Here is a 12423-nt window from a genome sequence, read left to right as displayed (position 1 = left end):
GGCCTCATATATCGTTTTAAGGAAGCCATCAGGTGATAGGTCGTTTACGTGGCAACATTCTTGAGAAGCAGCCGCCGCTGGTATTAATTGAAGCGAATGGCGTCGGATACGAAGTGCATATGCCGATGACCTGTTTCTATGAGCTGCCTGAACTGCACCAGGAAGCGGTGATTTTTACCCAGTTTGTGGTACGTGAAGATGCGCAACTGCTGTTTGGCTTTAACAGCAAACAGGAGCGCGCGCTGTTTCGCGAGCTGATCAAAGTGAACGGGGTCGGTCCCAAGCTGGCGCTGGCGATCCTTTCCGGCATGTCGGCGCAGCAGTTTGTCACGGCCGTGGAACGCGAAGAGGTCTCTACGCTGGTGAAACTGCCAGGCGTTGGCAAAAAAACCGCTGAGCGTCTGGTGGTGGAGATGAAAGACCGTTTTAAAGGCATGCATGGCGATCTGTTTGGCGGCGACGCGCCCTTTACCCTGAGCGCGCCTTCTGCCACCTCAGGAGCCAATGACGCGGAAGGCGAGGCGGTTGCGGCGCTGGTCGCGCTGGGTTATAAACCGCAGGAAGCCAGCCGGATGGTCAGTAAAATTGGTCGTCCCGACGCAGACTGTGAGACATTGATTCGCGAAGCGCTGCGCGCCGCCATCTGAGGTAAAACATGATTGAAGCCGATCGCCTGGTCTCCGCCGGCACCATTAATGAAGAAGAGAGTCTGGATCGCGCCATCCGGCCTAAATTCCTCGAAGAGTACGTTGGTCAGCCGCAGGTGCGCGAGCAGATGGAGATCTTCATCAAAGCGGCCAAAATGCGCGGCGATGCGCTGGATCATCTGCTGATTTTCGGCCCGCCGGGGCTGGGGAAAACTACCCTGGCGAATATCGTCGCCAATGAAATGGGGGTGAATCTGCGCACCACGTCAGGCCCGGTGCTGGAAAAGGCGGGCGATCTCGCCGCCATGCTTACCAACCTTGAGCCGCACGACGTGCTGTTTATTGACGAGATCCATCGTCTGTCACCGGTGGTGGAAGAGGTGCTCTATCCGGCGATGGAAGATTATCAGCTGGATATTATGATTGGCGAAGGTCCGGCGGCACGTTCGATTAAGCTTGATCTGCCCCCCTTTACCCTGATTGGTGCCACCACCCGCGCCGGTTCCCTGACATCACCGCTGCGCGATCGCTTTGGCATCGTACAGCGGCTCGAATTCTATAACGTGGCCGATCTGCAGCATATTGTCAGCCGCAGCGCCGCCTGTCTTGGCCTGACTCTGAGCACGGAAGGGGCGCGTGAAGTGGCGCGTCGCGCACGCGGTACGCCGCGTATCGCCAACCGTCTGCTGCGCCGCGTACGCGACTTTGCGGAAGTGCGTGCGGAAGGGGAGATGAGTGGAGAAGTGGCGGCCAAAGCGCTGGATATGTTGAACGTCGACAGTGAAGGTTTCGACTATATGGACCGCAAACTGCTGCTGGCGATTATCGACAAGTTCACCGGCGGACCGGTGGGACTGGATAACCTGGCGGCTGCTATCGGCGAAGAGCGGGAAACCATCGAAGATGTGATTGAGCCCTTCCTGATCCAGCAGGGCTTTATTCAACGCACGCCGCGCGGCCGGATGGCCACACAGCATGCGTTCCGTCATTTTGGCATCACGCGCGAAAGCTGATTTGCCTCAGGCTGCGGGTTTCCTGACCATACTGAGAATAAACAGCACGGCGGCGCACAGCACCACAGAAGGGCCCGCCGGCGTGTCATAAAGCGCGGAGAAGCTCAGGCCGCCGCTAACCGCGACGATGCCGAACAGCACGGCCAGTCCAGCCATCTGTTCCGGCGAACGGGCGAAGCGCCTTGCGGTCGCCGCCGGAATGATCAGCAGCGAGGTGATAATCAGCGCACCGACAAATTTCATCGCCACGCCAATGGTTAACGCCGTCACCAGCATCAGCAACATACGCGTGCGCTGAATATTGATCCCGTCCACCTGCGCCAGTTCCGGGCTGATGGTCATTGACAGCAGCGCGCGCCACTGCCACGCCATCACCACTAACACCAGCGTCACGCCAGCCGCCATCATCCCGAGATCCTGTGGCGTTACCGCCAGCAGATCGCCAAACAGGTAAGCCATCAGGTCCACGCGCACGTCCGCCATCAGGCTCACCACCACCAGACCGAGTGACAATGCGCTGTGCGCCATAATCCCCAGCAGCGTATCAATCGCCAGATGGGGGCGACGCTCCAGCCAGACCAACCCCAGCGCCAGGCAGACCGTGACCATAATGACCGCGTACCAGGGATTAATGTTCAACAGCAGGCCGAACGCCACGCCGAGCAGGGAGGCGTGGGCAAGGGTATCGCCAAAATAGGACATCCGGCGCCAGACTACAAACGAGCCCAGCGGGCCAGCCGCCAGTGCCAGCATCACGCCGCCCAGCCAGCCCGGTAACAACAATTCGATCATGATTGGCCCTGTCCTCTGCGTAATACAATGCGTCCCTGAAGGTCGTGACGATGATTATGATGATGGCGATAGATAGCCAGCTGCTGCGCGCCGCGGGGGCCGAACATCGCAATAAATTCGGGATGCTGGGAAACCGCCTCTGGCGTGCCTGAGCAGCAGATATGATGATTCAGGCAGAGCACCTCGTCAGTTTTCGCCATTACCAGATGCAGGTCATGGGAAACCATCAGAACAGCGCAATTCAGTTCCTGGCGCAGCTGATCGATCAGATCATAGAGGGCCACCTGACCATTCACATCCACCCCCTGCGTGGGTTCATCCAGCACCAGCAGCTGTGGCTGGTTCAGCAGCGCCCGCGCCAGCAACACGCGCTGGGTTTCACCCCCCGAGAGTTTTTGCAACGGGGCATGCAGCAGATGGCCCGCCTGCACACGTTTCAGGGCGGGCAGAATGCCTGAAGCTTTGCTGCCGGGGGAAAGGCGCATAAAGCGTTCCACCGTCAGCGGCAGGGTGGGATCGATATGTAGTTTTTGCGGCACATAACCGATACGTAGCCCGGTGCTGCGCTGGACGCGACCGCCCGTGGGGGCAATCAAACCCAGCACCACGCGTACCAGCGTAGATTTGCCGGCACCGTTGGGACCGAGTAATGTCAGAATGCGACCGGGCATCAGCGACAGGCTGATGCCCGCCAGCACCGGACGTTGGCCAAATTTGACCTGAACATTTTCAAGCGAGACGAGTGAAGGCATGTTATTTACAGGTTGCACTGAATTTAGAATGTTATAATATCACATTTCACCCACAAGTCACGATGGAATGAAGCATTATGTTACACATTAAAAAGCCACTCACTTTTACCCTTTTTGCGGTCACTTTAGCCGCTTCGCTTGCCACCCGCGCCCAGGCTAACGTTGTAGCCTCGTTAAAACCCATCGGCTTTATCACTGCTGCCATTGCCGACGGGGTAACGCCCGTGGATGTTCTGCTGCCGGATGGCGCTTCCGAACACGATTACGCGCTACGTCCTTCTGATATAAAACGCTTAAAAAACGCGGATTTAGTGGTGTGGATTGGTCCGGAAATGGAGGCCTTTATGACCCGTTCCGTCGCCTCGTTGTCAGCAGAAAAAAATCTTCAGCTTGCCGCTCTGCCTGGGGTACAACCGCTGCTGATCGCCGGTGCGGAAGAGGATGAAGAACATGAAGCGGGTCACACCTCAGAAAATTCTGAAGAATCTGCTGCGGCTCATCATCATCACGATCATGGTCAATACAATATGCATCTGTGGCTATCCCCTGAGATAGCAAGGCAATCTGCTGTTGCAATCCACGGCAAATTATTAGAACTTATGCCGCAAAGCAAAGCCAAACTTGACGCCAACCTGCAGCAATTTGAGGCTGGCCTGGCTAAGGCAAACGAAGCCATTAACACGCAACTCGCACCGGTCAGAAATAAGGGCTATTTCGTTTTTCATGACGCTTATCGTTATTTTGAAAAGCATTACGGTTTGTCCCCTACAGGCCATTTTACCGTAAACCCGGAAATTCAACCTGGTGCGCAGCGTTTACACCAAATACGAACAGCGCTGGTTGAGCAGAAAACCGTCTGTGTTTTCGCTGAACCACAATTCAGGCCGGCAGTCATCGATGCCGTCGCCCGCGGAACGCAGGTGCGTAAAGGCACGCTCGATCCGCTGGGTACGGGTATCAGCTTAACCAAAGACAGCTATGTGAAATTCCTCTCACAGCTGTCGAGCCAGTATGCGAGCTGCCTGAACGGAGCATAGAGGAAAAGGTCAACGTGCAGCAGATAGTCCGCTCTGTCGCCCTCGCATTTAATAATTTGCCGCGCCCCCACCGCGTTATGCTGGGGTCACTAACTGTAATAACGCTGGCCGTCGCTGTCTGGCGGCCTTACGTTTATCATCCCGCAGAAGTCGCGCCGGTTGTCCGCGATATCGAACTGGACAGCAATCAGCTGCGCACGGTGCTGCCGGAAGCGAGCGAGCCTATCGATCAGAGCACGCCTGAGCCAGAAGAGGAGCTGCCTGCTGACGATATCGATCAGGATATGCCTCCCACGCCCGGCATTCATGAATATACCATCTCCTCCGGCGATACGCTGAGCAGTGCCCTGAATCAGTACGGTATTGATTTAGGCGATATCAGCGCGCTGGTGAGCAGCGATAAAACGCTGCGCAACTTACAGATCGGGCAGACCCTGGCCTGGACACTCACCGATGAGGGACAGCTGAAAAGCGTGACCTGGGAAATGTCACGGCGTGAGACCCGCATCTATGAGCGCAACGCGAAAGGCGGCTTCACCATGCAGCAGGTGCTGCAGAAAGGTGAATGGAAAAACAGCGTGCTGAACGGGGAAGTGAGCGGCAGTTTTGCCAGCAGCGCGCGCCGTGCTGGCCTGAGCAGCACTGAAATTAACAGTGTGATTAAGGCAATGCAGTGGCAGATGGATTTTCGCAAGCTGCGCAGCGGCGATAAGTTCAGCGTGCTGATGTCGCGAGAAATGCTGGATGGAAAAAGCGAACAGAGCCAGCTGTTAGGGGTGCGCATCCGCGCCTCGGGCAAGGACTATTACGCTTTTCGCGCGGAAGATGGCAAATATTACGATCGCAACGGCGCAGGTCTGGCGCGTGGTTTTATGCGCTTCCCGACGGTGAAACAGTATCGTGTCTCTTCTAACTTCAATCCGCGCCGCCTTAACCCGGTGACCGGACGTATTGCGCCGCATAAAGGCGTCGATTTTGCTATGCCGATTGGTACGCCGGTGCTGGCGGTCGGCGATGGCGAAGTGGTGATGGCGAAGAACGGCGGCGCTGCCGGGAATTATGTAGCGATTCGCCATGGCCGTCAGTATATGACGCGCTATATGCACCTGAAAAAAGTGCTGGTAAAACCAGGACAGAAAGTAAAACGTGGCGATCGTATTGCGCTTTCCGGCAATACCGGGCGTTCCACCGGCCCCCATCTGCATTATGAAATCTGGATTAACAACCAGTCTGTGAACCCGCTGACGGCGAAACTGCCGCGTATGGAAGGCCTGACCGGTAAAGATCGCGCCGATTATCTGAAGCAGGTGAAAGAGTGGCGTCCACAACTGGCAATGAATTAACTTTTTGTTGCTGAACGCGCGAAAACCGACGGAAATCCGTCGGTTTTTTATTATATCAGGTCAGATGATTGCAAAATCAGTCGCCAACATTATCATTAGCCGGTCATTGATTGAGGCGAGTGCATGGAAACCAGAAAGAAAAATAACAGCGAATTTATTCCCGTTTTTCAAACTTCATTTTTACGGCCTAAATACTGGGGCAACTGGCTGGCGCTTGGCGCTCTGGCCGGTATGGCCTGCCTGCCAGCCTCTGTGCGCGATCCGCTGCTGGGTGGCCTGGGGAAAATGGCAGGTAAACTGGCAAAAGGCGCACGTCGTCGTGCCCGCATCAATCTTTTCTATTGCATGCCGGAATGCTCTGAGGCGGAGCGGGAGGCGATTATCGATCGTATGTTCGCCACGGCGCCTCAGGCGATAGCGATGATGGCGGAACTGGGCATGCGCGATCCGCAGCGCATTCTGCAGCACGTGGACTGGCATGGACGGGAAATCATCGACCAGATGCGCGCGGAAGAGCAAAACGTGATTTTACTGGTTCCTCACGGCTGGGGCATCGATATCCCCGCCATGCTGCTGGCGGCGGAAGGGCAGAAAATGGCGGCGATGTTCCATCATCAGAGCGATCCGCTGATGGATTATGTCTGGAACCGGGCGCGTCGCCGTTTCGGAGGTCGTCTGCATGCACGCAATGATGGCATCAAGCCCTTTATCAGCTCAATGCGTCAGGGTTACTGGGGCTACTATCTGCCGGATGAGGATCACGGCGCTGAGCAGAGCGAGTTTGTCGACTTCTTCGCCACCTACAAGGCAACTTTGCCCGCCATTGGACGCCTGATGAAGGTATGCCGGGCACGCGTGGTGCCGCTGTTTCCGGTGTATAACAGCGACACGCATCGGCTGGAAATCTATATCCATCCGCCCATGGATGATCTGCTGGAGGCGGATAATAACACCCAGGCGCGCCGGATGAATGAAGAGGTCGAAGCTTTTGTGCGTCCCCATCCTGAGCAGTACACCTGGATTCTGAAACTGCTGAAAACGCGCAAAGTCGGGGATATTGAACCTTACAAGCGCAAAGATATCTATCCGCGCTAAGCAGATAACGGGCCTTTTGTGACGGCCCGCTGTCTGTCAGGCCGCGTGCAGCTTACTGCGTCGCTTCCTTTCCTGCATAAACAGCAGAATTAACCCAAACCACAGCAGCCCGCTGACGAAATTGATGGCGCTAAACCAGGGCGGGCCGCCGTGGAAGTAGCCACTTTTCGCCAGCTCAATGCCTGCGGCCAGCACCAGGATACTCACCATACCCAGCATCGCCGCCACACTGCCTTTCCCTTCATTACTGGCGTAGAGCGTCAGGCGATAAAGACCGGCATTCACCATGCCAGCACCAAAGGCGTAGAGGCTCAGGCCCGCCGTGAGCAGCAGATAGCTGTGGCGGTCGAGCAGATTAGCGCCGAACGCCAGACTCAACCCGATCAGAATCGGCCAGGCGGCAAATTTTACCGGCTGCTCAATCGGCACCCGCCCGGCCAGTTTCCCCAGCGCCAGGTTACCCAGAATCATCGCCAGAAACACCGGCAACTGTAGCAGGGCATACTGCATGCGCGACAAGCCCTCATCATGGATCAGAATCACCGGTGAGAGCGCTACCCAGGTGAGTATCGGGATAAACACCAGCCCGATGGCGAGAGATCCGTACATTACCTGGCGATCCTTCACCAGACGACCATAGCTGCGCGCCAGATTGCCGAGGGCGATGGAGTGGCTGCGGTCTCCTGCGGTTTCTGGCATCACGCGCAGCAGCACAAAAAAGGCCAGCAGGCTGCAGGCGCTGAACAGCCAGAACATGCTGCGCCAGCTGGCCACGGTCAGCCAGGCTGCACCCGCCAGCGGTCCGGCCAGCGGGGCCAGCAGCGCCACGTTGGCCATCAGCGCCATCATGCGCACCGCCAGCGCTTCATCGAACGCTTCCTGTACGGCGGCATAGCCTACTGCGCCGATAAAGCAGAGACTGATCCCCTGGACAAAACGCAGCGTCACAAACTGCTCAATCGTTGTTACCCAGGTGGTGGCGATACAGGCCGCGGCAAAAAACAGAATACCGCACAGCATCACCGGGCGGCGTCCATATTTATCTGACAGCGGTCCCAGCAACCATTGCAGCACTACGCCACCCATCAGGTAGGCGGTGAGGGAAGTAGACACCCATTGCGGGCCCACCGCAAATTCATGGGTAACCATCAGCATGCCAGGCTGAATCATGTCATGGGCAATATAAGTGGCGAACTCAAACAGCACCAGTGCCAGAGGAAACAGCAGGGCGCGGCCGTTAAGACGGGATACAGGTTGATAACGGGCCATCCGGCCTCCTTGTCAGAGAAAATAAAACGCGACTGGCAGCAGTCGCGTTATCCATGAAGTTATAGCCGGTAAGCGGGCGTGATGTTAGTCGACGCGCAGCACTCGGGTGGTGTTGGTGGTCCCGGTGGTACCCATCACATCGCCCTGCGTTACGATCACCAGATCGCCAGAGACGAGGAAGCCTTTATCACGCAGCAGGTTGATGGCATCGTGCGCAGCAGCCACGCCGTCATTATCGCTGTCAAAATAGACCGGCGTCACGCCGCGATACAGCGCCGTCAGATTCAGGGTGCGTTCATGACGCGACATGGCGAAAATCGGCAGCCCGGAGGTGATACGTGAGGTCATCAGTGCGGTGCGGCCTGATTCTGTCATGGTAATGATAGCGGTTACGCCCTGCAGATGGTTGGCGGTATACATCGCCGACATGGCAATGGCTTCTTCCACGTTATCGAACTGTACGTCCAGACGGTGTTTGGAGACGTTCACGCTGGGGATCTTCTCAGCGCCGAGGCAGACTTTTGCCATCGCCGAGACGGTTTCCGCCGGATACTGACCTGCCGCGGTTTCCGCTGAGAGCATTACCGCATCAGTGCCGTCCAGCACCGCGTTAGCCACGTCCATCACTTCCGCGCGCGTCGGCATCGGGTTAGTGATCATCGATTCCATCATCTGCGTTGCGGTAATAATGGTACGGTTCAGCTGACGTGCACGACGGATCAGGGCTTTCTGGATACCGACCAGTTCAGGATCGCCAATTTCCACGCCCAGGTCGCCACGCGCCACCATCACCACGTCAGAGGCAAGAATGATGTCATCCATGGCTTCCTGTGTCGCCACCGCTTCCGCACGTTCAACTTTGGCGACGATCATCGCTTCACAGCCAGCTTCACGCGCCAGACGACGCGCATAATGCAGATCTGCGCCGCTGCGCGGGAAGGAGACCGCCAGGTAGTCGACGTTGATTTTGGCTGCGGTAATAATATCGGCCTTATCTTTTTCCGTCAGAGCTTCCGCAGAAAGACCGCCGCCCAGTTTGTTGATGCCTTTATTGTTGGAGAGCGGGCCGCCTACCGTGACTTCGGTAAAGACTTTCAGGCCCTGAATTTCCAGCACTTTCAGCTGTACGCGGCCGTCGTCCAGCAACAGAATGTCGCCTGGTACCACATCGGCAGGCAGACCTTTATAGTCGATGCCGACTTTTTCTTTATCCCCTTCGCCTTTATCCAGGGTGGCGTCCAGCAGAAAGCGATCGCCTACGTTCAGGAAGACTTTACCTTCTTTGAAGGTAGAAACACGGATTTTTGGCCCCTGCAGGTCACCGAGAATCGCCACATGGCGTCCCAGCTTCGCCGCGATTTCGCGTACTTTATTGGCTCGCAGCTGATGATCTTCTGGCGTGCCATGAGAGAAGTTGAGACGTACCACGTTCGCACCTGCGGCGATGATTTTTTCGAGATTATTATCGCGATCGGTTGCCGGTCCGAGGGTAGTAACGATCTTGGTTCTTCTGAGACGTCTTGACATGAAGGACTCCGTTGCTAAATAAAGGTGACCCTTGCAGCCAGCCACTGCCGGGACACGTAGTCTATATGAAGGTTATGCTGTGATGCGACTCACATTGTAAATGTGATGTTAAAATTTTCCCTGTGTATCTTTTTGCCAGTCGGCATTTTTTTCATAGCGTGATGCTTTTAACGCCTCTTTCACACGCTTAAGGTTGCCGCGAAAAGGGCTGCCGCGCTCAAGTGTAAAACCGGTCGCCAGCACGTCAATCACGGTTAACTGCGCGAGGCGCGAAACCATCGGCAAATAGACATCGGTATCTTCAGGGACATCGAGCGTCAATGCCAGCGTTGCTTCGGCAGCCAGCGGGGAATCCCCTGAGGTGATCGCCAGTACCGTGGAACCGTTTACACGCGCCAGGCGTGCCAGTTCTACCATATTTTTTGTGCGCCCAGTATGTGAAATAAGGACAAACACCTCATTCGGGCGACTATTTATGCAACTCATGCGCTGGATCACAATATCATCTGACCAGATGACCGGCACGTTAAAACGCAGGAATTTATTGGTGGCGTCGTGGGCCACCACCGCCGAGGCGCCCAGACCAAAAAAAGCGATTTTATCGGCCCTGGCAAGCATGGTGACCGCCTGCTGTACCTTAGCGGGATCAAGCTGATTGCGTACCCGCTGCAGACCGGCCAGAGCGGAATCAAAAATCTTGTGTCTGTAACGTTCAACAGAGTCATTTTCATCAACATCGTGACTGACCCAGTTAACATTTTGCGCCAGGCTCTGCGCCAGCTGCAGCTTGAAGTCGGGAAAGCCACGAATCCCCAGCCGATGACAAAAACGGTTTACGGTCGGTTCGCTGACCTCAGCCGAACGCGCCAGCGAGGCGATGCTGACGCGAATTGCCTCCTGCGGCGCAGCCAGGATCTGCTCGGCCACTTTGCGTTCCGACTTGCTCAGCCTGCTGAGCTGTGACTCAATTTTTTGTAGTATGTTGATAACCTGTTGAGTGTTCGTCACATTTATCACTTTCATCGTCTGCAGAAATCGATGTGAACTTGTAGAGAATATACCGTGCCGCACGGTATAACAGGCAAGAGAGGACAAATGATGCCGCGCTTTTTTTGTCATACTTTGACGGCAGTTAAGTTTCAGACAGAAAAGGGCCGAAACGGCAAAAAAATCTGGTTGACGCACACTACATCATACGCTGATACGTGAATGCGGCCATAGTTAGCAGTGAGGATCTCTCCGCTCGCCGGTTTACCCGGGACGGGGAAATAAGTACATTGTATTGAAAGAAAATGACAATCAGGACCTGGTGGTTGAAGGTACTCAACTACCGGGTAAGTCCTGCAACGAGGAGAGTAAAATGGCGGTAACACAAACAGCCCAGGCATGCGATCTGGTGATTTTCGGTGCCAAAGGCGATCTCGCTCGCCGGAAACTGTTGCCTTCTTTGTATCAGTTAGAGAAAGCGGGCCAGATTCATGATGATACCCGTATTATTGGCGTTGGCCGTGCTGAGTGGGATAAAGCCGAATATACCCGGGTTGTGCGTGAAGCGCTGGAAACCTTTATGAAGGAGAAAATCGACGAAGCGCTGTGGGACAAGCTCAGCGGTCGTCTCGATTTCTGCAACCTCGACGTCAACGATACCTCGCACTTCCCGAAACTGGGCAAAATGCTCGATCAGGAAAAACGCGTCACCATTAACTACTTCGCGATGCCGCCGAGCACCTTTGGCGCTATCTGTAAAGGTCTGGGCACGGCGAAGCTGAATGCCAAACCGGCGCGCGTGGTGATGGAGAAGCCGCTGGGCACTTCGCTGCAAACTTCGCAGGAGATCAATGACAGCGTCGGCGAATATTTTGAAGAGTGCCAGGTCTTCCGTATCGACCACTATCTGGGGAAAGAGACGGTTCTTAACCTGCTGGCGTTGCGCTTTGCCAACTCGATTTTCGTCAACAACTGGGATAATCGCACCATCGACCATGTGCAGATCACCGTGGCGGAAGAAGTCGGGATCGAAGGACGCTGGGGCTACTTTGATAAAGCAGGCCAGATGCGTGACATGATCCAGAACCATCTGCTGCAAATCCTCACTATGATCGCTATGTCGCCGCCGTCAGATTTGAGCGCCGACAGCATTCGTGATGAGAAAGTGAAAGTGCTGCGCTCACTGCGTCGTATCGATCACACCAACGTGCGGGAAAAAACCGTGCGCGGTCAGTATACCGCTGGCTTTGTCCAGGGGAAAAAAGTACCGGGCTATCTGGAAGAAGAGGGGGCGAATAAAGCCAGCGCCACCGAAACCTTTGTGGCTATCCGTGTCGATATTGATAACTGGCGCTGGGCTGGCGTACCGTTCTACCTGCGTACCGGTAAACGTCTGCCGACCAAATGTTCCGAGGTGGTGGTCTATTTCAAAAACCCGGAGATGAACCTGTTTAAGGATTCCTACGCTGAGCTGCCGCAGAACAAGCTGACCATCCGTCTGCAGCCTGATGAAGGCGTGGATATTGAGATCCTCAACAAGGTGCCGGGGCTGGATCACAAGCATAAACTGCAGACCACCAAGCTCGACCTCAGTTACTCAGAAACCTTTAACCAGTCACATCTGGCCGATGCCTATGAACGTCTGCTGCTGGAAACCATGCGTGGTATCCAGGCGTTGTTTGTGCGTCGTGATGAGGTGGAAGCAGCCTGGGGCTGGGTAGACTCGATTATCAACGCCTGGGCGGGGGATGCCGATGCGCCTAAGCCTTATCAGGCGGGCACCTGGGGCCCGGTCGCCTCGGTCGCGATGATTACCCGCGACGGCCGTTCCTGGAACGAGTTTGAATAAGCGCTGATAAACAGCCCGCGTAACGCGGGCTTTTTTTTGCCGGTACGTTCGCTCTGCTGGATCTGAACCCGCGTTTTAAAATTGTGAAAAGTCAGATAGACGGCGATAAAAG

General features: G+C 55.6%; 11 protein-coding genes. 6 read left to right on the top strand and 5 right to left on the bottom strand.

Annotation, left to right across the window (positions count from 1 at the left end; genetic code table 11):
* Positions 1-32: 32 nt before the first annotated feature.
* Both ruvA and ruvB read left to right on the top strand, forming a co-directional pair.
* Positions 33-647: a Holliday junction branch migration protein RuvA gene (gene ruvA, locus E0E17_RS17380; RefSeq protein WP_130835246.1), complete on the top strand. Its 615-nt coding sequence runs from the start codon at positions 33-35 to the stop codon at positions 645-647.
* 8 nt (positions 648-655) lie between these two features.
* Positions 656-1660 carry a Holliday junction branch migration DNA helicase RuvB gene (gene ruvB, locus E0E17_RS17375; RefSeq protein ID WP_130835245.1) on the top strand — a complete coding sequence of 335 codons (1005 nt, stop codon included), beginning with the start codon at positions 656-658 and terminating at the stop codon, positions 1658-1660.
* 6 nt (positions 1661-1666) lie between these two features.
* On the opposite strand, the gene znuB is transcribed toward ruvB, so the two are convergent.
* Both znuB and znuC read right to left on the bottom strand, forming a co-directional pair.
* Positions 1667-2452, bottom strand: a complete 786-nt coding sequence (znuB, locus tag E0E17_RS17370; protein ID WP_130835244.1) for a zinc ABC transporter permease subunit ZnuB — start codon at positions 2450-2452, stop codon at positions 1667-1669.
* Positions 2449-3204, bottom strand: coding sequence for a zinc ABC transporter ATP-binding protein ZnuC (gene znuC, locus E0E17_RS17365; RefSeq protein ID WP_130835243.1), 756 nt, complete (start codon positions 3202-3204; stop codon positions 2449-2451). Before znuC ends, znuB begins: the two co-directional genes overlap by 4 nt.
* A gap of 77 nt (positions 3205-3281) precedes the next feature.
* Between znuC and znuA the strand changes: the two genes are divergently transcribed.
* The 3 genes from znuA to lpxM all read left to right on the top strand — a co-directional run bounded on the left by znuA (position 3282) and on the right by lpxM (position 6679).
* Positions 3282-4241: a zinc ABC transporter substrate-binding protein ZnuA gene (znuA, locus tag E0E17_RS17360; RefSeq protein WP_130835242.1), complete on the top strand. Its 960-nt coding sequence runs from the start codon at positions 3282-3284 to the stop codon at positions 4239-4241.
* Positions 4242-4255: 14 nt separating this feature from the next.
* Positions 4256-5584 carry a murein DD-endopeptidase MepM gene (gene mepM, locus E0E17_RS17355; RefSeq protein WP_130835241.1) on the top strand — a complete coding sequence of 443 codons (1329 nt, stop codon included), beginning with the start codon at positions 4256-4258 and terminating at the stop codon, positions 5582-5584.
* 123 nt (positions 5585-5707) lie between these two features.
* The gene (gene lpxM, locus E0E17_RS17350) at positions 5708-6679 is read left to right on the top strand and encodes a lauroyl-Kdo(2)-lipid IV(A) myristoyltransferase (protein ID WP_130835240.1); all 972 of its coding nucleotides are present in this window, start codon (positions 5708-5710) and stop codon (positions 6677-6679) included.
* Positions 6680-6715: 36 nt separating this feature from the next.
* Here lpxM and E0E17_RS17345 read toward each other — a convergent pair whose 3' ends face one another.
* The 3 genes from E0E17_RS17345 to E0E17_RS17335 form a co-directional block, all read right to left on the bottom strand.
* The gene (locus E0E17_RS17345; RefSeq protein ID WP_130835239.1) at positions 6716-7948 is read right to left on the bottom strand and encodes an MFS transporter; all 1233 of its coding nucleotides are present in this window, start codon (positions 7946-7948) and stop codon (positions 6716-6718) included.
* Positions 7949-8032: 84 nt separating this feature from the next.
* Positions 8033-9475, bottom strand: a complete 1443-nt coding sequence (pyk, locus tag E0E17_RS17340) for a pyruvate kinase (protein ID WP_130835238.1) — start codon at positions 9473-9475, stop codon at positions 8033-8035.
* Between the two features lie 108 nt (positions 9476-9583).
* Positions 9584-10462, bottom strand: a complete 879-nt coding sequence (locus tag E0E17_RS17335; RefSeq protein WP_207302096.1) for a MurR/RpiR family transcriptional regulator — start codon at positions 10460-10462, stop codon at positions 9584-9586.
* Between the two features lie 373 nt (positions 10463-10835).
* Between E0E17_RS17335 and zwf the strand changes: the two genes are divergently transcribed.
* A complete protein-coding gene (zwf, locus tag E0E17_RS17330) occupies positions 10836-12311 on the top strand; it encodes a glucose-6-phosphate dehydrogenase (RefSeq protein ID WP_130835237.1) in 1476 nt (491 codons plus the stop codon).
* The last annotated feature ends 112 nt before the right edge of the window (positions 12312-12423 follow it).

It is taken from the genome of [Erwinia] mediterraneensis (genome assembly GCF_900604315.1).
Lineage (GTDB): Bacteria > Pseudomonadota > Gammaproteobacteria > Enterobacterales > Enterobacteriaceae > Pantoea > Pantoea mediterraneensis_A.
This window is presented reverse-complemented; position numbering and strand designations above follow the sequence as displayed.